General features: G+C 63.7%; 19 protein-coding genes. 9 read left to right on the top strand and 10 right to left on the bottom strand.

Translation table 11 applies throughout. From position 1 onward, the window contains the following. Nucleotides 1-106: 106 nt before the first annotated feature. Together BTM36_RS12390 and BTM36_RS12385 are read left to right on the top strand one after the other, a co-directional pair. Nucleotides 107-325, top strand: coding sequence for a ribbon-helix-helix protein, CopG family (locus BTM36_RS12390; protein WP_077236512.1), 219 nt, complete (start codon nucleotides 107-109; stop codon nucleotides 323-325). Continuing rightward, a complete protein-coding gene (locus BTM36_RS12385; protein WP_006465342.1) occupies nucleotides 319-684 on the top strand; it encodes a type II toxin-antitoxin system VapC family toxin in 366 nt (121 codons plus the stop codon). Before BTM36_RS12390 ends, BTM36_RS12385 begins: the two co-directional genes overlap by 7 nt. 21 nt (nucleotides 685-705) lie before the next feature. On the opposite strand, the gene BTM36_RS12380 is transcribed toward BTM36_RS12385, so the two are convergent. Then, nucleotides 706-1,056, bottom strand: a complete 351-nt coding sequence (locus BTM36_RS12380) for a hypothetical protein (RefSeq protein WP_077236511.1) — start codon at nucleotides 1,054-1,056, stop codon at nucleotides 706-708. Between the two features lie 612 nt (nucleotides 1,057-1,668). Between BTM36_RS12380 and BTM36_RS12375 the strand changes: the two genes are divergently transcribed. Further along, complete coding sequence (locus BTM36_RS12375; protein WP_006465340.1) at nucleotides 1,669-2,874, top strand: threonine ammonia-lyase; 1,206 nt, start codon at nucleotides 1,669-1,671, stop codon at nucleotides 2,872-2,874. Between the two features lie 27 nt (nucleotides 2,875-2,901). Here BTM36_RS12375 and BTM36_RS12370 read toward each other — a convergent pair whose 3' ends face one another. From BTM36_RS12370 to BTM36_RS12360, 3 genes are read right to left on the bottom strand one after another with little or no spacing between them, the layout of a single operon-like run. Next, nucleotides 2,902-3,186, bottom strand: coding sequence for a DUF6587 family protein (locus BTM36_RS12370; RefSeq protein ID WP_006465339.1), 285 nt, complete (start codon nucleotides 3,184-3,186; stop codon nucleotides 2,902-2,904). Further along, nucleotides 3,183-5,009: a ferrous iron transporter B gene (locus BTM36_RS12365; RefSeq protein ID WP_077236510.1), complete on the bottom strand. Its 1,827-nt coding sequence runs from the start codon at nucleotides 5,007-5,009 to the stop codon at nucleotides 3,183-3,185. Before BTM36_RS12365 ends, BTM36_RS12370 begins: the two co-directional genes overlap by 4 nt. Next, a complete protein-coding gene (locus BTM36_RS12360; RefSeq protein ID WP_006465337.1) occupies nucleotides 5,006-5,257 on the bottom strand; it encodes a FeoA family protein in 252 nt (83 codons plus the stop codon). Before BTM36_RS12360 ends, BTM36_RS12365 begins: the two co-directional genes overlap by 4 nt. 579 nt (nucleotides 5,258-5,836) lie before the next feature. Here BTM36_RS12360 and BTM36_RS12355 point away from each other — a divergent pair. Then, a complete protein-coding gene (locus tag BTM36_RS12355) occupies nucleotides 5,837-6,289 on the top strand; it encodes a hypothetical protein (protein WP_039877031.1) in 453 nt (150 codons plus the stop codon). 46 nt (nucleotides 6,290-6,335) lie between these two features. Here the strand turns inward: BTM36_RS12355 and BTM36_RS12350 are convergent, their stop codons facing one another. After that, entirely contained in the window at nucleotides 6,336-7,244 is a 909-nt protein-coding gene (locus BTM36_RS12350; RefSeq protein ID WP_077236509.1) for a LysR family transcriptional regulator, read from the bottom strand. Nucleotides 7,245-7,384: 140 nt separating this feature from the next. On the opposite strand from BTM36_RS12350, the gene BTM36_RS12345 reads away from it, so the two are divergent. Beyond that, nucleotides 7,385-8,680, top strand: a complete 1,296-nt coding sequence (locus BTM36_RS12345; protein WP_077236508.1) for an MFS transporter — start codon at nucleotides 7,385-7,387, stop codon at nucleotides 8,678-8,680. A 144-nt stretch (nucleotides 8,681-8,824) separates the two neighbouring features. Here the strand turns inward: BTM36_RS12345 and BTM36_RS12340 are convergent, their stop codons facing one another. Beyond that, the gene (locus BTM36_RS12340) at nucleotides 8,825-9,181 is read right to left on the bottom strand and encodes a hypothetical protein (RefSeq protein WP_077236507.1); all 357 of its coding nucleotides are present in this window, start codon (nucleotides 9,179-9,181) and stop codon (nucleotides 8,825-8,827) included. An 894-nt stretch (nucleotides 9,182-10,075) separates the two neighbouring features. Between BTM36_RS12340 and BTM36_RS12335 the strand changes: the two genes are divergently transcribed. Both BTM36_RS12335 and BTM36_RS12330 read left to right on the top strand, forming a co-directional pair. Then, entirely contained in the window at nucleotides 10,076-10,477 is a 402-nt protein-coding gene (locus BTM36_RS12335) for a DUF4148 domain-containing protein (protein WP_077236506.1), read from the top strand. 647 nt (nucleotides 10,478-11,124) lie between these two features. Continuing rightward, on the top strand, nucleotides 11,125-11,415 hold the full coding sequence (locus tag BTM36_RS12330; protein ID WP_006465675.1) for a DUF4148 domain-containing protein: 291 nt from the start codon (nucleotides 11,125-11,127) through the stop codon (nucleotides 11,413-11,415). Nucleotides 11,416-11,689: 274 nt separating this feature from the next. Here the strand turns inward: BTM36_RS12330 and BTM36_RS12325 are convergent, their stop codons facing one another. The 3 genes from BTM36_RS12325 to BTM36_RS12315 all read right to left on the bottom strand — a co-directional run bounded on the left by BTM36_RS12325 (nucleotide 11,690) and on the right by BTM36_RS12315 (nucleotide 16,295). Then, the gene (locus BTM36_RS12325; RefSeq protein ID WP_077236505.1) at nucleotides 11,690-12,826 is read right to left on the bottom strand and encodes a mechanosensitive ion channel family protein; all 1,137 of its coding nucleotides are present in this window, start codon (nucleotides 12,824-12,826) and stop codon (nucleotides 11,690-11,692) included. 87 nt (nucleotides 12,827-12,913) lie between these two features. Beyond that, nucleotides 12,914-15,094: an FUSC family protein gene (locus tag BTM36_RS12320; RefSeq protein WP_077236504.1), complete on the bottom strand. Its 2,181-nt coding sequence runs from the start codon at nucleotides 15,092-15,094 to the stop codon at nucleotides 12,914-12,916. A 304-nt stretch (nucleotides 15,095-15,398) separates the two neighbouring features. After that, nucleotides 15,399-16,295 (bottom strand): LysR substrate-binding domain-containing protein, encoded by an 897-nt coding sequence (locus BTM36_RS12315; protein WP_077236503.1) that lies wholly within the window; start codon nucleotides 16,293-16,295, stop codon nucleotides 15,399-15,401. Nucleotides 16,296-16,481: 186 nt separating this feature from the next. Here BTM36_RS12315 and BTM36_RS12310 point away from each other — a divergent pair, with 186 nt between their 5' ends. Further along, entirely contained in the window at nucleotides 16,482-17,972 is a 1,491-nt protein-coding gene (locus BTM36_RS12310) for an acetyl-CoA hydrolase/transferase family protein (RefSeq protein ID WP_077236502.1), read from the top strand. Nucleotides 17,973-18,000: 28 nt separating this feature from the next. Here the strand turns inward: BTM36_RS12310 and BTM36_RS12305 are convergent, their stop codons facing one another. Beyond that, complete coding sequence (locus BTM36_RS12305) at nucleotides 18,001-18,990, bottom strand: LysR family transcriptional regulator (RefSeq protein WP_077236501.1); 990 nt, start codon at nucleotides 18,988-18,990, stop codon at nucleotides 18,001-18,003. A 133-nt stretch (nucleotides 18,991-19,123) separates the two neighbouring features. Here BTM36_RS12305 and BTM36_RS12300 point away from each other — a divergent pair, with 133 nt between their 5' ends. Then, on the top strand, nucleotides 19,124-20,365 hold the full coding sequence (locus tag BTM36_RS12300; RefSeq protein WP_077236500.1) for an MFS transporter: 1,242 nt from the start codon (nucleotides 19,124-19,126) through the stop codon (nucleotides 20,363-20,365). Nucleotides 20,366-20,469: the final 104 nt, after the last annotated feature.

The raw sequence follows: 20,469 nt of genomic DNA, 5'->3' as shown, positions 1-20,469 counted from the left end.
ACTGTGTCCAAAGACAAGATTGCCAGGCGCTCTGAATAAACTTCGCGCATCCCGTTGCCATGGTTGATATATGATATGTATATCATTCATCACTACGGAGCCCACGATGAGCCGCATTCTGGTCGACATCCCCGATTCGCAATTGGCGGAACTGACCCAGATCGTCGATAGCCAGCAGCGTCCGCGCGCCGTCGTCATCCGGGAGGCCATCGCCGCCTACATCGCCCACCACAGGCTGGAACACGATGCCGAGGTCTTCGGTCTCTGGAAAAAGAAGAAGGTGGATGGGCTGGCCTATCAGAAAGAGCTGCGCTCGGAATGGTAAAGGCGCTCTTCGACACCAATATCCTGGTGGACTATCTCAACGGCATTGTCGCGGCCAAAAAGGAGATGGCACGCTATGAATACCGTGCCATCAGCATCATTACCTGGATGGAGGTAATGGTAGGCGCCTCGGAAGACAATGAAGAGGCCCTGCGTTCGTGGCTATCCTCGTTCCACCTGATCAATCTGGACAGCACCGTGGCCCAGCGCGCCGTGATGATCCGCCAGCAACGGAGAATCCGACTGCCGGACGCCATCGTGTGGGCATCCGCACAGGAACATTCCCTGCTGCTGGTCTCGCGCAACACCAAGGACTTTCCCGCCAATGAGCCCGGAGTACGGGTTCCCTACAAGCTCTAGGCGTCTCGATATGCAGGTGATTCACACCGTCAACACCGAATACCCGCTTTCATTGAGGGCGTCATAGACCCGGGTGCAGCTCCTGCAGAACAGGTGGCTGCGCTTGACATGCCGGTGCCGCAGCACCAGTTGCAGGGCCACTCCATCGCAGTGCGGGCAGGCCTCGCGCATGGGTCCCACCGGGATCACGTCGGCGGTGACGAAGCCGGCCGGCGTCATCACGCCCTCGACGACCTCGCGCGGGTCCAGCTCGACCAGTTTCAACAATAGTGGTGAGGTGCGCTGTACATGGCGCGGACGGTCGGGCAGGGCGGTGCCGAAGGGCGGCAACGAAGGGGGCCGGACATCCGGATGCCGGGTGGCGATGCTCATGGTGTCTCCTTGGTGAGAACGGCTGAGTCTGATCGGACCTGCGAGAGGAGGAAGGCCGGACGGCACTTCCAGGTGTCGCTTCCACTGGGGCAAGAGATCCAGGCGGTGGCGCGACGAGTCTTTACTCTAGTCGCCCGATCCGGCGACTTCAATGGTGACGGTGAAAGAAATTTGGTGTTGGCGAAGGGACAATCCGCATCGCCCGAGCCAGACGAAAAATCAACATCCCTATGCCTAATGCCGTTCAGTTAAGCTTGTTACCAGCCCGAAAACCTGCTCAGACTTTGCTTGCGCCACCGCTGACCGTTCGTCCTGAGTAGCGGCGTAGCCGCGTATCGAAGGCGCGCCACAAGCTGAGCAGCGCCTTCGATACGGCCCTAAAGGGCCTACTCAGTCCGAACGGTTTCAAATGGCTTGAAGAGAACCAAGCAAAATCGCCGCGCCAAAGTCATCTGGCGCGGCGATTTTTTCTTAACTGAACGGTATTACATCCCTATGCCATGATTTTTCCAATTGCCAAGTTGCCCTGGCCACGGCTTCGATTTATCGCCATCCTCGGCAGCGTGCGGCACGAGGTGCTACAAACCGGTGCATTGGCTCTACAATCGCAGGATGACAACGCTCAACGATATCGAAGCAGCCGCCCGCCGACTGCAAGGCCAGATCCTGGAGACCCCCTGCGTGGAATCGCGCACGCTGTCCCAGATCGTCGGCGCCCAGGTCTTCCTCAAGTTCGAGAACCTGCAATTCACTGCATCCTTCAAGGAGCGCGGTGCCTGCAACAAGATGGTCGACGTTGCCGCCAGCCAGGACGGCGCACGCGGCGTGGTGGCGATGTCGGCCGGCAACCATGCGCAGGGCGTGGCCTATCACGCGCAGCGGCTGGGCCTGCCGGCCACCATCGTCATGCCGCGCTTTACGCCTGGCGTGAAGATCGAGCGTACCCGTGGCTTCGGCGCCAACGTGGTACTGCATGGCGACACCCTGGAAGCGGCACGCGCCCACGCCTACGAGCTGGCCGAGAAGGAAGGCCTGACCTTCGTCCACCCCTATGACGACGAAGCCATCATCGCCGGCCAGGGTACGGTCGCGCTGGAAATGATGAAGGCGGTGCCAGACCTGGATTGCCTGGTGGTGGCCATCGGCGGTGGCGGCCTGCTGGCCGGCATGGCTGTCGCAGCACGGGCCATCAAGCCGGAGATCGAGATCGTGGGTGTACAGACACGGCGCTTTCCGACCATGGTCAATGCGGTCAAGGGGACCGAGCATCCGGTCGGCTCCAGCACCATCGCCGAAGGGATCGCCGTCGGCACGCCCGGCACCCTGACCCGCGCCATCATCGCCCGCGAAGCCAACGATCTGTTGCTGGTCGATGAGGGCGATATCGAACAGGCCGTACTGATGCTGCTGGAAATCGAAAAGACCCTGGTCGAAGGCGCGGGTGCGGCCGGACTGGCGGCACTGGTGCGCTATCCGGACCGTTTCCGCGGCAAGCGCGTGGGACTGGTGCTGTCGGGCGGCAACATCGATCCGCTGCTGCTGACGGCCATCATCGAGCGCGGCATGGTCCGCGCCGGCCGCCTGGCACGGGTGAAGGTCAGTTCGCGGGACGTTCCCGGCACCCTGGCGCGCATCACCGGCATCGTCGCCGAAGCCGGCGCCAACATCGACGAAGTGCACCACCAGCGCGCCTTTACGCTGCTGGCCGCGCAGAACGTGGATATCGAACTGGTATTGCAGACCCGCGGCCGGCCGCATCTGGCCCAGGTGCTGCAGGCGCTGCGCGCAGCCGGCTTCGAGGCCGAGGAACTGCACTGACCGCCAGCCCGCCGCGGGAGCCGGTCCTTATCTGCGGCGGTGGAAGCTGATCTTCTGTTCCAGTGGCGGCAAGGTGTCGCCACTGTCACCGCAACCATCACAGGCGCCGCCGCCGCAACCGCCAGCCCTGGCCGGTGGCAGGATGCGCCGGCCCAGCGCCTGCCAGGGTGCGCCACGACGCCGCACCAGCCAGCTCCCCAGCCGCGCCTGCCAGCGCCAGCTCATCGCAGGCGCCAGCTTGCGTGCCATGTAGAGCAGGCTGCCGGCGACCAGCAGGCCGATGATCAGGTATTGCCACCACAAGCTGCTCATGCCAGCCACCCCGCGATCCGATAGGTAAGGAAAGACGCTGCGTAGGCCAGCACGAACATGTAGCCGAAGGACAACGCCACCATGCGCCAGGACTGTGTCTCGCGCCGGATGATGGCCAGCGTGGACATGCACTGCGGCGCGAAGGCGAACCACACCATCAGCGACAGCGCGCTGGCCAGCGAGATATGCGCAGCCAGCGCCGTCTGCAAGGCTGCCCCCTCGTCGCCACCGACGGCGTAGACGGTGGCCAGCGTCGCCACCGCCGTTTCGCGGGCGGCGAAGGCCGGAATCAGCGACAGGCTGATCTGCCAGTTGAATCCCAGCGGTGCAAACAGGTACTGCAGGCTATGGCCGATATGGCCGGCGATGGAATAGTCGATGGCCGCTTCGGTGGCGCCGGCCGGCGGGGCAGGGAAGGTGCAGATGGCCCACATCAAGACCGTCAGCGCCAGCATCACGCCGGTCAGGCGCTTGAGGAAGATGGCGCCGCGCTCCCACAAACCCAGCGCGATATCGCGCCAGTGCGGCAGGCGATAGGAGGGCAGTTCCATCAACAGCGCACGCTCCTGGCGCGCACGGCCAATGCGCTTGGCCACCCAGGCCACCAGCATGGCGGCGGCGATGCCCGCCACATACAGGCAGAACAGCGCCAGTCCTTGCAGATTGAAGAAACCCAGCACCGCACGATGCGGAATGAAGGCGCCGATCAGCAAGGCATACACCGGCAGGCGCGCCGAGCAGGTCATCAGTGGTGCCACCAGGATGGTGGCCAGCCGGTCGCGTGGATCGGTGATGCTGCGTGCCCCCATGATGCCGGGGATGGCGCAGGCGAAACTGGACAAGAGCGGAATGAACGAGCGCCCGGACAGGCCCACCGACACCATCACCCGGTCCAGCACGAAAGCCGCGCGCGGCAGGTAGCCGGATTCTTCCAGCAGCAGGATGAAGAAGAACAGCACCAGGATCTGCGGCAGGAACCCCAGTACCGTCCCCAGCCCGGCCACCAGGCCATCGGTCACCAGGCCGCGCAGCGGCCCCTCGGGCAACCATTCACCGACCACGCCACCGAGCGTGCCGAAGCCATCGGCAATGGCATCCGTCATCGGCTTGCCGATGGCATATACGGCCTGGAACACCAGGAACATGGTCAGCGCCAGCAGCAGCACGCCCAGCACCGGATGCAGGGCGATGCGGTCGATTGCGTCATCACGCCGGTCGGTCGGTGCCGGCATCACGACGGTGTCCGCCAGCAGGGCGCGCACCTCCACGTGCAGGTCGGCCACTGCCGGCACCGTCGGTGCCGCCAGCGATTTGGCGTCGTCGATGGCCGCCTGCAAGGCATCGGCACCACCACGCCTGACGGCGATGGTTTCGATGACTGGCATGCCCAGCCGCTGCGACAGTACCGCCACGTCGACCCGGATACCGCGCCTGGCAGCGGCGTCCATCATGTTCAAGGCCAATACCATGGGCCGCCCCAGGCGCCGCACTTCCAGCACGAAGCGCAGGTGCAGGCGCAGGTTGGTGGCATCGGCCACGCAGACGATCAGATCCGGCACCGCCTCGCCCGGGTAGCGTCCCTGCAGCACCGCCTGCGTCACCCGTTCGTCGGGGCTGACCGACTGCAGGCTGTAGGCGCCGGGCAGGTCCACCACCCGCACCTGACGGCCGGAAGGGGAAGTAAAGCTGCCCGACTTGCGTTCCACGGTCACGCCGGCATAGTTGGCCACCTTCTGGCGCGCCCCGGTCATCTGGTTGAACAGTGCGGTCTTGCCGCAGTTTGGGTTGCCGACCAGAGCAATGTTGAGTGCGCCCGCGCTCATGCTGCCATTTCCGAACCGGCCTGCAGCGACACCCGCTGCGCTTCGGCCCGCCGCAAGGCAAAACGGGTGGAGCCGATCTGGACCACGATGGGATCGCCACCAAAGGGCGCCGTCGCCACCACCCGTACCGGTTCACCGGTGACGAAACCGAGGTCGCGCAGACGGGCGGCGACGGCATCGGCGGCGTGCAGGTCGGCAACATGATCGACAATGGCGGCAATGCCCTTGGGAAGTTCGGTGAGACGCATGATGGTGTGCTTCAGTCGAAGAAATCAGGAACGATTCTCATTATATTCCTTCACTTTGACACTTGCCTGACGGAAGCCCAACAGCAGCGGAGGAGGGTACTGACAGTCAGCAAGAGACGCTCAAGCCCGCCAGCTGGCGGAATTCGAGGCGATCACGGGGATTTCCGACGGGCATCGCGGGCCGGGCCAGGGCTGTTTGCGCATATCAGCTGCGACGATATGTCGCAATCCCGGGGTGCAATCCACACGAAAGTGTTGGATTACAGACAACTAAAAAACGCAACTCTGTGATTTTCTTTTATTATTCGAACAACAAAGTCGCTGAAAGTGTCGCTTCTGCGTCCAAGTGACGGATTTTTTCATGCGTAAATTTTTGCAGCGCACTATACTTAATTTAGTTTCCTTGGGGAAATTTGTACTGGGCCTCGTCGGTTCAGTACACAGGCACCGGCGATACAACCGCATGGGGGCGGCATCGCCGGAACGATCGATTCAAGCAGCTTGCCCGGTCTCTGCCCTGGCAGGCTGAGCAACAACAACAATATGAATCCACATCCAGCAGGTCCAGCCGAATCCGACATGCCGCAGCAAATGCCGCTGCGCTCGTTGCTCGCTGAAATCAGTGCCTTGACGCTGCATGTGCAGCAACTGAGTCGCATGGCGGGGGAGGCCAGCGCACTCATCGAGAACAGCCAGATGCCGGCGCCGGTCGATCCCGAGCCGCTAGGACGGGACGATCGCCTGCAACGCAGCGAGCGGGTACAGCTGGAAGAAGCCATCATGCGCATCTTCGATGAGGTCTTCGGCCCGCGTATCGACACCCTTGAACGCCAGATGAGCATGAGCCTGATCGCCGAGATCGGACCAGCTGCCTTCGTGCAAAAGGTCCTGTGGGGCGAGGAAATCAGCGATATCGCCCTGACCATTGCCCTCGAACGCATGCTGCCGGCGCTCGAACAACTGGTGGAGGCCTATCCTCAGGCCTTCCTGCAACAGGCCAACAAGCTGCTGGGACGCTTCAAAAGCAACTGAGGCAGACTTCGCCCGCTGCCCGTCGCCCATACAGCTTCACGGCGCTTCACGACACATCCCGTTCGCCCCCGACGCGCCTGAGCGAACGCTGCAGGTGCGCAGCAAAGCGTGCCGCGGCAATCGATTGCCGGTGGTAGGCCAGCGACAGCTGCGCCCGCGGCGCCGGTTCGCGGATCTCGATGTAGCGCACCTGTGCCAGTTGTACCTGTTCGATGGCTTCCGGGACGATGGAAATCCCCAGCCCGGCGGCCACCAGATTGATGGCCGAGGTCAGCTGCGGCGCCAGCTGGATCACCTGCGGATCGAAGCCGGCCGCCTGGCACGCGCTGAAGATGTTGTCGTACAGCGCCGATCCCTTGCCACGCGGCACCATGATGAAGTTTTCCCCCGCCAGGTCCTGCAGGCGCAGCGATTTGCGTCGTGCCAGTGGATGCGAACGCGGCAAGGCCACCTTCAGCTTCTCGGCCGGCAGTTCCACCACCCCCAGCTCGGCTGACGGCGTCGTCACGATGCGCACGAAGGCCGCATCCAGTTGGGAAGCGGCGATATCGGCCAGCAACTGCTCGGTGATTCCTTCGCTGAGGGAGATTTCCAGCTTGCGATGGCGCTCGCGGAATTGCTGGAGCGCATGCGACACCAGCGGATGGAATACCGCCGACGAGGTAAAACCCATGCGCAGCAATCCCACCTCGCCGCTGGCGGCCTGTTGCGCGGCGCGCAGCGCCTGCTCGGCATTGTCCACCGCCGTCTGGGCGTGTGGCAGCAACACCCGTCCCACCTCCGACAACTCCACGCCATGCGAGGTGCGGATGAACAGCGCGCCGCCCACCTCCTGCTCCAGGTCCTTGATCTGCATCGACAGGGGGGGCTGGCCGATGCCGACCTTCTCGGCCGCCCGGGTAAAGCTGCGCTGTTCGGCCACGGCCAGGAAATAGCGGAGATGTCGCAGTTCCATTTTGCTCACCTGATATCTGTTTCATAGATGGCCATGCCACCTTCCATATATTGGACAATATAGCGCATCTATCCCAGACTACCCCTCTCCACAACACATGGCGGTACGCCTTCCTCCGGCGCGTCTGCCGTCCCCTTGCCATGCAGTCGCTCTCCGATTCACCGTCTTCCACTGTCCCGCGCCCGGAAGCGGCACCCACCGCGCACCATGCCATCTCTGCCGCCCCGGCCAGCCATGCCAGCCATGCCAATGGTGGCGCGGTCCGCGGCTCCGCCGCCTACCGCCATATCGTGCTGGCGCTGTTCTGCTCGGGCTTCGCCACGTTCTCGCTGCTGTACTGCGTGCAGCCGTTGCTGCCGGCCTTTGCGCAGGAATTCCACATCGGCGCGGCCAGCGCCTCGCTGGCGCTATCGCTGTCGACGGGTTTCCTGGCGGTCTCCATCCTGGTGGCAGGCATGGTGTCGGAGCGCTTCGGCCGCAAGGAACTGATGTTCGCCTCCCTGGCCACCGCCGCCTGCTGCAACCTGCTGGCCGGCATCGCACCGAGCTGGCACCTGATCCTGGTCGCCCGTGCGCTGGAAGGCATCGCCCTGGGCGGCGTGCCGGCCGTGGCCATGGCCTATCTGGCCGAGGAAATCGACGCCGGTGGCCTGGGCTACGCCATGGGGCTGTATGTGGGCGGCAACGCCTTCGGCGGCATGGTCGGCCGGGTCGCCATGAGCACCCTGGCCGAAGCCTTCGGCTGGCGCCACGCCATGCTCGCCATCGGCGCGCTGGACCTGGTGCTGGCAGTGGCCTTCGTGATGATGCTGCCGGGCTCGCGCAACTTCGTGCGCAACGGCACGCTGCGCCTGCGCGATCACTTCGGCCTGTGGCGCCGCCACCTCGGCCACGCCCGCCTGCCGCTGACCTTCGGCATCGCGGCGCTGAACATGGGCATCTTCGCTACCTCGTACAACTACGCCGGCTTTCGCCTGATGAGCCCGCCGTTCTCGTTGTCAGCCACGCTGACCGGGCTCATCTTCAGCGCCTACATCTTCGGCATCGTGTCCTCTTCGTGGGCCGGTGCCCTGGCTGACCGCTATGGCCGCGCCCCGCTGGTGACAGCGGGCATCGGCACTTCCTGCGTGGGCCTGTTCCTGACCTGCACGCCCTGGCTGGCAGTGGTCATCGCCGGCATCGTGCTGTTGACCATCGGCTTTTTCACCACCCATTCGGCCGCCAGCAGCTGGGTCGGTCGGCTGGCGGGGCAGGGCAAGGGGCATGCCGCTTCGCTGTACCTGCTGGCGTATTACCTGGGCGGCAGCGTGCTGGGCTCGGTCGGCGGCTGGTTCTGGGAACACGCAGGCTGGAACGCCGTAGCCGCCTTCATGCTGCTGCAGGTCGTGACGGCCGCATGGCTGGCCCGCTGCCTATGGCGGCAGGGTCGCAACTGACACCTCTGTGAAAGCAGAAACGACAAGGCCGGCACAATGCCGGCCTTGTCGTTTTCGACCGCGCTGACAAGCGCTGAACGAGGGCAGGCAAAGAAAATCCCCGGCCGCAGCCGGGGATCTTCATCACGACATGATCGCCGCAGATTACGGAGTCTTGTCGGACTTGTCAGGAGTGGCCGCCAGAGCTGCATTACGCTCGGCAGTGGACTCCTTCTTCTCTTGCTTCAGCTGCGCCTTGGCAGCCTTCTTGTCGGACTTGTATTCCTGCTTGGCGGCCTTCTTCTGCGCCTTGTACTCGGCCTTGGCATCGGCATCAGCCTGACGCTTCTGGACGAACGGGTCATTGGAAGGCACGGCCGAAGGCGATGCGGTCGAAGCCGACGACATCGGCGCGGTCGGTGCAGCGCCCACGGCGTTGCCATTGGTCGGTGCATTCTGCGCCATGGCGCTACCGGCCAGGGCCATGAACAGGGACGAGATCAGAATATGACGAGTCTTCATGTGTACCTCCTTGCGTTATGTTTTTCGGAAAAGCCCGAGGCTTGGATACTCAAGAAAATTACAGGATGCGGGATCGCAGATCCGTGTCATCACTATAGGCAAGCTTGCGGTCGCGCTATGTCGGACAAGGACTGATTCTCCGCTTCCCCGATTACGCAAAATGGGGAGCCTGTGGGCCTGCCTGTTCTGCGTAACGCGTGAATCTCTGAAGCCTTTTTCGACAGGAAGGTTCGAGGAGAAGTGCAAGCGTTGGTGAGGCTTGCAAGCAATCGTAACAAGGGGGAACCGTCGCTCCTTGTCGCCGGCAGATGGCGATGCAAGGAGATGCGATGCAACGAAACCAAATGAAACAACAACGCGGCAAGCAATGAATGTTCGCCACCACACGGCTTCTGCAAATCGACCTATATGGGGAATGCGCAAATGTCAGGCGGAGAAAGATGCTTGCTCAAAGGCGCCAATTCGCTATGTTCTTCAACATATAACGAAGGCCTGAAAAACTCTGTCAAATCCATTGAACAAGTTAATGCGATTTTGTATTGGATCGATAGGAATTTTTTTATCGCACCGCAAAATGGATCAACCAGCGATTATTGCCAGCAGATGATCAATTCCATTTTTCTCCAAATAAATCAATAACTTAATTAACTTCAACTACTTCATAAGTAGAAATTTATGCAACATTTTCCATGTGCAGATGCGGTGTAAAAAGAGCAGTACAGGCTCGAAAAAACTGATTGTTCGCGTTTCTGGAATGATGTATTCCGGTTTGTCTGCTTTTTCTGCCGCGCTTGGATCTCTAAACTTGGTTCCACGATGACAGCACACAACGACTGAACCACAAGTGTCGGCCCAGGTTGCAGTGCTCATCCCCTCACTCACAAAGGAATGATCATGAACACCAAGAATATTGCCAAGAACCTGTTTGCAGGCCTGCTGTTGACTACCGCTGTCGGTGCCGCCATGGCTGAAGCCCCGTATCCCGCCGAGACCCAGATCGTCTCGACCAAGAGCCGCGCCGAAGTGGTCGCCGAGTTGAAGCAAGCCCGTGCCAATGGCGACCTGCTGGTGACCGACCAATATCCGGTCGACAAGCCTTTCGTCTCGACCAAGACCCGCGCTGACGTACGCGCCGAACTGATCCAGGCCCGCGCCAACGGCGACCTGCTGGTGACCGAACAATATCCGGTGGAAAAGCCCTTCCACTCGACCCTGACCCGTCAGCAAGTGCAAGAAGAACTGCAGCAAGCCCGCAACCAGGGCACTGCTGTAAGCAACAGCAACGCTCCGCTGTAATCCGCATGCCCTGATGCCAGGCTGGCGCCATCCGCGCCCCTGGCTGCGCATCACCCGCACCGGCGATCCCGGTGCGTCAGTCTCTCCCCAGGCGGGCCTCATGAAAGCGACGTTCTCTCCCCTCGGTCGCCGGTAGTGAGGTCCGCCTGCCTGCTTTCTGCGCCCAGCTCGCCATCTCGATTCCGGACAATTCCCGCTACCGCCCTGACGCTGCCACGCCGCCAGCCGCATTAGAAAAATTTCGACATTTTTCTAAGTTTTTCCAGCGGTCTCTATCCGGAATTTTTCCCCTCCCAAAGCACGATTTTCACTCTGCAATCTGCTCAGTTTTTGAACAATTCGGCGGAGCATTTCCTTTTTCATTTTCTAAGTTTTACTGTTTTCGACTTCTAAGTTTTCATAATCTGTGTTTCTAAGTTTTTGACAAGCGGCCGGATCACCCGATCACAGGGATGCCACGGTGCCTGCGCCTGGCAACAATGGATGGGCTTGTTCTGAAATCCGGAACGATGAATTCCGATTTCGCGTCTTTATCCGTCATCCGTTGATCTCTAAACTTGGTTTCACGATGACAGCACACAACGACTGAACCAAGACCTTGGACCGGGTTGAAGTGCTCATCCCTTCTCTCACACAAAGGAACCATCATGAACACCAAGAACATTGCCAAGAACCTGTTTGCCGGCCTGCTGTTGACTTCCGCCATCGGCACCGCCATGGCTGAAGCACCGTATCCTGCCGAAACCCGCTTCGTCTCCACCAAGAGCCGTGCCGAAGTGGTCGCCGAACTGCAACAAGCCCGTGCCAACGGCGAACTGCTGGTGAGCGATCGCAATCGCGACGACAAGCAGATCGCCTCTGCCAAGACCCGTGACGAGGTGCGCGCCGAGCTGGCCCAGGCCCGCGCCAATGGCGAAATGCACGTCACCGATCAATAAGCCTTGGCGGGCAACAAGCCGGGTTGTCCGGCACACCAGTCTCTCCCCTGCAGGCGGGTCCATGACAGCGACACTCTCTCCCCTCGGTCGCCAGTCGTGAGATCCGCCTGATCTTTTTTGCGTGTGGCCTCATCAGGCGTCGACAGCACGCATCAGAAAATCACGGTGACAATTTTTCTAAGTTTTAGCCCCTGTGATTACTTAGTTTCAACCATCTGACTTTCTAAGTTTTTCATGCCACGCCGGTGTTGTAAAAATGCGACCTCCGGCGAACTCATGGTTGCCCCTTCAGCGGCTCTCCGGGCGCGCCATCGATGAGGGTATCCAAAGCATCCGGCTGATTGCGCGAGCTCAGTTCTGCACGCATGCGGGGCAGGGCATCCGGGTAATGGCTGGCGATGAAGTTGATCATGTGCTCGCGAATCTGGCAGCGCAGGTCAAAAGCACTGCCCGAATCCCTGGCCGAAACCAGCAGGCGAATCTGCATGGTGCGTTCGCTGGCGTCGGTGACGTGCATGACGCAGACCCGCTTGTCCCAGAGCGGCAGGGTCTGGCAGATGCGCTCGAATTCGGCGCGCACTGCCTGCGTGGGAACCGAAAAATCCAGCCACAGGAATACCGTGCCGAGAATGGTGGAGGAGGTGTGGGTCCAGTTCTCGAAGGGGTTTTCGATGAACCATTGCAGCGGCACGATCATGCGTCGCTCATCCCAGATCCTGACCACGACGAAGGTCCCGGTGATTTCCTCCACGCGCCCCCATTCGCCCTTGACGATGAGCACATCGTCGATGCGGATCGGTTGCGAGAAGGCAATCTGCAGGCCGGCGAAGAAATTCCCCAGCACCGGCTTGGCGGCGATACCGGCGACGATACCGGCCACCCCGGCCGAGGCCAGCAGGCTGGCGCCGAACTGGCGCGCACCGGGCAGGGTCAGCAGCACGAAGGCCAGGCCCAGCAGGGCGATGAGGAAGTAGGCACTGCGCGAGAGCACCCGGGTCTGGGTCAGGATGCGACGGGCCTTGAGGTTGTCGGCCACGTCATAGGGATTCAAATTGACGACCGTCAGGCTCACCGATTTCACGCAGCGCATCAGGAACCAGGTCAGCGCCAGGATGAAGGCGATCGAGGTGAGATAGGAAATACGAGTCAGGCCCGGTGTATTGTCGGGCGCACCGGCCAGCACGATACGCAGCATGAACAGGATCACACAGGCACGGCTGGCGTTGAAGGTGACCTGCGTGGCGGTGGTGGTAAAGGGCCGGCCGCGTGCCAGGCGCCTGACCAGCGCCACCCCCAGCCGATGCAGGAAGATCGCCACCAGCACCGCCACCAGGGCGACGCCGAGCACGATCAGGCCCGAACGCAGCGGGCCTTCGTTCATGTTGTAAAGAAAATCGAGGTCCAGGCTCATCCGTTCCCTTCCATCTGTTGTGTTGTCGAATCGGTACGCCCGCAGGCGTTTTTCCAGTTCGAACAGGGAAGGGGGATTTTGTTTCCGCTAATTTCCGGGCACCGGCCCGGTTGCCTCCAGGGTGGCCACCAGCAGGCAGGCAGTCTCGACGGCAGCGGCCTGGGCCAGCTGCACCGGGGCTGGGCGCTGACGGGTAAGGGCCTGCAGGGCCGGCGCATCGCGCGCCTGCAGAGCCTGGGCCAGCGCGTGCAGCCACTCCAGCAGTTCCGGTGCGACAGGCTGGGGATGCGCCCACAGGTGGCTGGCGGCAGCCGCCAGGCGGCGCGACAGGGCGACTGCCGTGCGGCCACGCCCATGGTCACGCTCGTGCCAGCCCCGTTCGCGCGCCACCCGTTGCAGCAGCAGGCCGGCTTCGACATTGGCCACGCAGGCGTCGCGACGGTGGGCATGCAACTGCGCGATACCGGCCTTGTCCGTTCCACCGGCGCCAGCCGGCATGGCCGGTACCAATGCCGCGGCCAGGTAGTCCAGGTTGAGCTGGGCCATGCGGCGCAGTTGCGCCTGCGGGTCTTCCTGCTGGCGACGCGGCCAGAACAGGTAGCTGGCCAGGACCGCCACCACCGCGCCAATGACGTTGTTGCCGGCACGCAGCGCGGCATTGGCCAGTTCATGGGCCGGATCGCCGCCGACATCGGCCACCAGCACGAATACCGGTGTCAGGAAGGTGGCATACAGGCCATAGCTGACCGGCCGCAGGGCCATGGTCAGCACGGTCAGCGGGAACACCAGCAAGGCCAGCCCCAGCGGCGAATGCACCACCAGACAGACCGCCACCGCCAGCACGCCACCGACCACGCTGCCGACGGCGCGCTCCATGCTGCGCGACCAGCTGTCGGAGATGCTGGGTTGCATCACCAGCATGGTGGCCATGGTGGCCCAGTAGCCGAAGGGCAGTTCCAGCAGATGCACGATCAGATAGGTGGCCCCGGCGGCGGCGGCGCAGCGCCAGGCGTGATGCCATTCGGCCGAACCGGCGCGCACGTGCAGGGCGGCCTTGCGGGCGGCCGCGCTCAGCAGATGAAACCAGGCCGATACCCCCACCCGCTGTGCGCGCTCGGCGCGGGCGGCCTGCTTCAGGCGGGCGGGATCATCGCCGCCATGGGCCAGTGGCGTGTCCACACGCTGCAACAGACGGCCGGTGCCGCTGGGCAGTCGTGCCACCAGTTGCCGCAGGCGCAACATGATGCGGGCATCGTCATCGGCGGCAATGGCATCACCGCGCTGCATGTCGCGTTGCATGGCCTGCAACTGGCGGGCAATGGCGGCCAGCACGCGGCCGGTGCGCTGCCGGGCGCGGGGCGCCTGATAATGCGTCAGCTGCAGGTCGGCCAGCACGGTGATGCCATCGAGCAGCACCTCGGCACGGGCCAGGCGAACCAGCAGGTTTTCATACAGACGGCGCGATTCGGTGCGCTCCACGGCCACCGCCTCCAGGGCGCGATGCGCACTGGCCAGGTCGAAGCGGGCGTGACGGCGGGTGTGGGCGGCCAGTTCGGCGGCATGCACCGCATAGGCCGGGTCGTCCAGGTCATTGGCGGCCGCAATGGCGGCCAGTTCGGCCAGGGTGCCATAGGCGCGTGCGACTGCCTGGCGTGCCGGGGCGAAGGGGTGGATGCGCCAGACCGTCAGGCCCAGCAGCAGCGCCCACAGGCAGCCCGCGAAATAGATCAGGACATGGCTTTGCGAAAGCGGCCACAACACCACCGGCGCATCGGCCATGATGGCCGAGACCCCGGCCGCCAGCATCAGCACCAGGCCGACGGCTGCACCATAGATACGCGAAAACCCGGCCGCACCAGCGCAGGCCATGATGGCCAGCAAACCTGCTTCCACGCTCAGGCCGGCAGCGCTGGCGGCGACCATGCCGCCCAGGGTGGAGGCCAGGGCGAAACCGCCCATGGACGCCAGCCTGGCCCGGTTGGAGCCGGCGCTGTCGGCCAGCGAGGTGAGAAAGGCACCGATGGCGGCCCAGGAGAAGAGCGGATTGCCCAGCCATTCGCCCAGCAACAGCATGGCCGCCGCACCGCAGGCGGCACGCAGGCCTTCGGAGAGATTGGCGTGACGCAACGGGAACTGCATGCGCCAGCGTTCGACCCGGGTGCGACAACGACGGCAATGGGTCAGCAGCAGAAATCGGTAGAGCGAAAACCGCGATGACAGCAGCGACAGGGATTGCAAAAACGGGAGCGACGACAAAGGCGGCGGCATGATCACGTGCTGACGTAGAGGGCTGGGGTGCAGGCGGCCTGGAAACTGGCCATGAAGATTGCCGACACCTGCGCACTCACGGTCGCAACGACGTCATTCCGGTTCCGCCGTCACGGGTGAGGAGGGGCGGCAGGCATCGGCAGTGCTCAGTATAGGAAGCTGCGCTCATGCACGGCATGACTTAAATTCCGGCTTTGCATTCCATTTGAGAATATTCAGGAATGCATGGGGAGACGCCACCCAGCCAGTGAGAGATGGGGTAGTCGCCGTCCTGCGGCCAGAGGGCGGTCCTTGTCAGTCAACCCTACTTGCGGCCCTTGCCACCGGCGAACAGCTCGCCGCTCAGGTCCATCCATGCCCTGGCCGCATGCGAGAGATAGCCGCCCCGGGTGACGTAGGCCACCTGCCACTGCACCTCCGGCTCGACCAGGCGCACCGCCTGCAACTGGTCGGTGGCCAGGCGGTGGATGAAGGGTTCCGGCAGCAGCGCGGCGCCCATGCCGGCCAGGGCCATGGCCACCAGCCAATCCCATTGCGCGCTCTGGGCCACAATCTCGGGCGCGATGCCCTGTTCGCGGAACACGCCGCGCAGGCTGCGGGTCAGACCGAATTCATTGTTGAGCAGCACCAGCGGCATGCCGTCGAGCTGGGCGCAGCGCAGGGTAGAGCGGTTCTTCTGGAAGCTGCCGGCCTGGGCCACCGCCCACATCGGATAGCGCGCCACCGGCATGGTCTGCAACTCCAGCGCGGGGTCGGCCGGCAAGACCGTCATGCCGATCTCCAGCTCACCGCTGGCGACGCGCTGCTCGATCTGCGGGCCGGTATCTTCCTGGAGCACGATGGCGATCTCGGGATGTCGCTCGCGGAAGGCCTTCAGGACCGGGGTGCAGAGGATGTTGATCATGGGCGGGATGCCGATCTCCAGCCGGCCGCTGCGCAAGGCCTTGGTATCGCGTACCTCGGCATCCAGGCGCTGCATCGAAGCCAGGATCTGCTGCCCCTGCTCATAGACCACGCGGCCGGTGTCGGTCAGCTGCAGGCGGCGGCCATCGCGAATGAGCAGGGGGGCATCCATCTCGTCCTCCAGCTGCCGCACCATCTTGCTGACGGTGGACTGGGTCACGTGCAAGGCGTCGGCGGCGCGGCTGAAGCTGTTCAGACGCACCGTTTCGGTGAAATAGCGCAGGGCGCGGATGTCCATGGCGAGGGCTTTCTGCAGCGGGAAGGCGGGCCGGCCCACCTATGCGTTTTACGACTGGAATGCGGGAATTTTAATCATACAGTGCATAGCGATCCGCTCCTACACTTGATACAAACAAGAATGCGAGAAGTCCGTCGAGGATGCACTGCACACCCCCTAAAGAACCCGAGCAGGAGCACACCATCCATGGATAGCCAGCGCATCCGCCAGCCCGCATTGGCCGGCAAAGTGATGTCGGCCGCAGAGGCGGCGACATTTTTCCACAACGGCATGACCATCGGCCTGAGCGGGTTCACCCGTGCCGGCGACGCCAAGGCCATGCCCCGTGCGCTGGCCGATCGGGCCGCGCATGAAGAACTGCATTTCACCGTCATCACCGGCGCCTCGCTGGGCAATGGCAGCGACGGCCTCATGGCCGAAGCGGGCCTGCTGGCGCGGCGTCTGCCGTTCCAGGTCGATCCCACGCTGCGCAAGAAGATCAATGCCGGCGAGGTGATGTTCATCGACCAGCACCTCTCCGAAACGGCCGAGCAGTTGCGCAGCGGTACGCCTTCGCGCATCGACATCGCGGTCATCGAAGCCGCAGCCATCACCGAGGAGGGCATCGTGCCGACCATGTCGGTAGGCAATTCGGCCAGTTTCGTGGAGCAGGCCGCGCAGATCGTCATCGAACTCAACACCAGCATGCCGCTGGCACTGGAAGGTCTGCACGACATCTACCTCCCGGCCGCGCGCCCGGAGCGCAAACCCATTGCGCTGACCGCTGCCGGCGACCGCATCGGCCATCCCACGATCCCCTTCGATCCGGCCAAGGTGGTGGCCATCGTGCTCACCGAGACACCCGACAGTCCGTCTTCGGTGCTGCCGCCGGATGACGAGACCCGGGCCATCGCCGGCCATGTGATCCACTTCCTGGAATGCGAAGTCGAGGCCGGTCGCCTGCCGCATACGCTGGCGCCGCTGCAGGCCGGCATCGGCACGATTGCCAATGCGGTGCTGCACGGCCTGGTCGATTCGCCATTCCGCGATCTGGTGATGTATTCGGAGGTCTTGCAGGACAGCGCCATCGACCTGCTCGATTCGGGCCAGCTGGCCTTTGCCTCGGCTTCCTCGATCACGTTGTCGCAGGCCAAGTATGCGCACTTCCTGGCCAATATCGAGCGTTACCGCGACAAGCTGGTGCTGCGCCCGCAGGAGATCAGCAATCATCCGGAGCTGGTGCGCCGATTGGGCATCATCGGGCTGAACACGGCGCTGGAGTTCGACCTCTACGGCAACGTCAATTCCACCCACGTAGGCGGCACGCACATGATGAACGGCATCGGCGGCTCGGGCGACTTTGCGCGCAACGGGCAGATTTCGATCTTCGTCTCCAAATCGGTGGCCAAGGACGGTGCGATTTCCAGCGTGGTGCCGATGGTCTCGCATGTGGACCACAGCGAGCATGACGTCGATGTACTGGTCACCGAATGGGGTCTGGCCGACCTGCGTGGCCTGGCGCCGCGCGAACGCGCCGTGAAGGTGATCGAGCAGTGCTGCCATCCGGATTACCGCCCGCAGCTGCGCGACTATTTCGAGCGCGCCTGCCGCGCCGGTGGGCATACGCCGCATCTGCTGGGCGAGGCGTTCTCCTGGCATCAGCACTTTGCCACGCACCAGACCATGCGTCTGGACTGACATCGGCCGACCGCCGGGCGGCTACCGGTCAAGTCCGGCCGACGGCCTTGTGGACCACACCGGGCATGGCTTCCTTCATGGTATCGATGAAGTGGCGCAGGCGCGCCGGGTAGAAGCGGGCGTAGGGGTACAACAGCGAGACCGGCAGGGGTGCCGGCTCCCATTCCGGCAGCAATTGCACCAGCCGACCGGCAGCCACATCCTCGGACAGTACCCAGGATGAACCTACGGCCGCACCCATGCCGGCGATGGCCGCATTGCGCAGGGCGTAGAGGCTATCGGTGACCAACTGGGGCCGGAACGCCACCTGGCTGCGCTCCCCACTGTGGGCGTGGGTCAGCGTCACTTCGCGGCGGTAGAAGGCGGGAATGGCGATCCATGGCAGGTCCGCCAGCTCGGCCGGCGACTGCGGCAATGCCCGTCCCTGCAGAAGGGTAGGGGCGACCACCGTCATGCGCGGCACCTCGGCCAGATGGATCGCCACCACCGAGGGGTCAGCCACCTCACCGACCTGGATCGCGCAGTCTATCCCCTGGCTGATGAAATCGGCGGCACGGTCGTGCAGCAGCCATTCCACCGTGATGCGCGGATGGTTGCGCATGAACTGCGCCAGCGGGCCGATCAGCTGCTCCTGGCCGAAGGCGTGCGGCACGGCCACCCGCAGGGTCCCTTCGGCATGCTGGCGGGCACCGCGCAACTCGTTCTCGAACTCATCCCAGCCGGCCAGCAATTCCTTGGCCCGTTCATAACAGCGCTCGCCATCCTCGGTCATCTTCATCGCATGGGTGGAACGCTGCAGCAGGCGTACGCCCAGCGAGCGCTCCAGGGTCTGCAGGCGACGACTGATGGTGGGTTGGGTGGTGGCCAGCTGCGCCGCCGCCGCCGACAGGCTGCCGGCATCGACGATGCGCACGAAGGTCTGGATCAGCTCGATGCGGTCGGTCAGCCCGGCCGCGGAAAAGCTGGCCGTATTGGGCTGATCGGACGCGCCAGGGGTGGGGGGGATAGGCTTGCTCATACGGCTAACGTATAACAATTCTGCCGCGTGCGCTACTACCGGATGCGAGCCAGGAGGCGGAGAATCCGTTCCAACGCTGGCAAAGAGGGGGTTTCCCGGGCCGGCCGCAAGACAAACCCTACGGAGTTCCATCATGAACAGCATTCAAAAGACGCATACCGCTGCCCCGGCTTCTGCCCAGCCGGCCGCGCATGCCAATGGCCTGTCGCCGGCCCTGATCGGCCTGCTGGCCACTGGCGCCGGCCTGGCCGTGGCGTCCCTCTACTATTCGCAGCCCATGCTGGGCGTGCTGGCCGATGACATCGGCGCTTCCGAGCGCGCGGTGGGCATGGTGCCGATGTCGACCCAGCTCGGCTATGCCCTGGGCATCCTGCTGCTGGCACCGCTGGGCGACCGCTACGACCGCCGCCGCATCATCCTGATCAAGGCCGCCATCCTGACGGTGGCGCTGCTGCTGGCCGGCGCCGCCTCCGGCGTAGCCACGCTGCTGGCGGCCAGTCTGGCCATCGGCCTGACCGCCACCATGGCCCAGGACATCGTCCCGGCTGCCGCCACCCTGGCACCGGAACAGCATCGCGGCCGCATCGTCGGCACCGTCATGACCGGCTTGCTGCTGGGCATCCTGCTCTCGCGGGTGGTCAGCGGCTTCGTGGCTGAACACTTCGGCTGGCGCGCCATGTTCGTGGGTGCCTCGGCCAGCATCGCCCTGGTCGGCCTGGCCGCGTGGCGTGGCCTGCCGCGCTTCCACCCGACTTCGCGTCTGTCGTATGGCGCGCTGCTGGGCTCGCTGGGTACGCTGGTCAGCAAGCATGGCGCCCTGCGTCGTGCCGCCCTGGCCCAGGGCCTGCTGTCGGTTGGTTTCTCGGCCTTCTGGTCGACCCTCGCGGTGATGCTGCATGGCGCACCCTTCCATCTGGGTAGCGCCGCTGCCGGTGCCTTCGGCCTGGCCGGTGCGGCCGGTGCGCTGGCCGCTCCCCTGGCTGGCCGCATTTCCGACAAGAAAGGTCCGGAACTGGTGACCCGTCTGGGCGTGACACTGGCTGCCCTGGCCTTCGCCTCGATGGCGCTGGCACCGTGGTTCTCGACCCAGGGTCAACTGGTCTTGCTGGCGCTGGCCGCCATCGGCTTCGACCTCGGCGTGCAGGCTACCCTGGTGGCACACCAGACCATCGTCTACAGCATCGAACCGGGCGCCCGCAGCCGTCTGAATGCCGTGCTGTTCGTAGGCATGTTCATCGGCATGGCCGCCGGTGCCGCCCTGGGCAGCCTGGCGCTGGCCCAGTGGGGCTGGATCGCGGTAGTCGCCCTGGCAACCCTGTCGGCCCTGCTGGCCCTGGTGGTGCGGATGTGGCCGGGGGCGGCCAAGGCACACTGAGCCTTCAGCAAGATCTGTTTGCCCTGAGATTGACTGAAACAACGACGGTCCCGGCTTTGCCGGGGCCGTTTTTTTTCGTCTGCAGGCGGCAGGAGGTGACGGCG

This window comes from Herbaspirillum sp. VT-16-41, assembly GCF_001994935.1.
Classification (GTDB): domain Bacteria; phylum Pseudomonadota; class Gammaproteobacteria; order Burkholderiales; family Burkholderiaceae_D; genus Herbaspirillum; species Herbaspirillum frisingense.
Note: the sequence above shows the minus strand (reverse complement) of the source record. Positions and strands in the feature narration are given on the sequence as shown.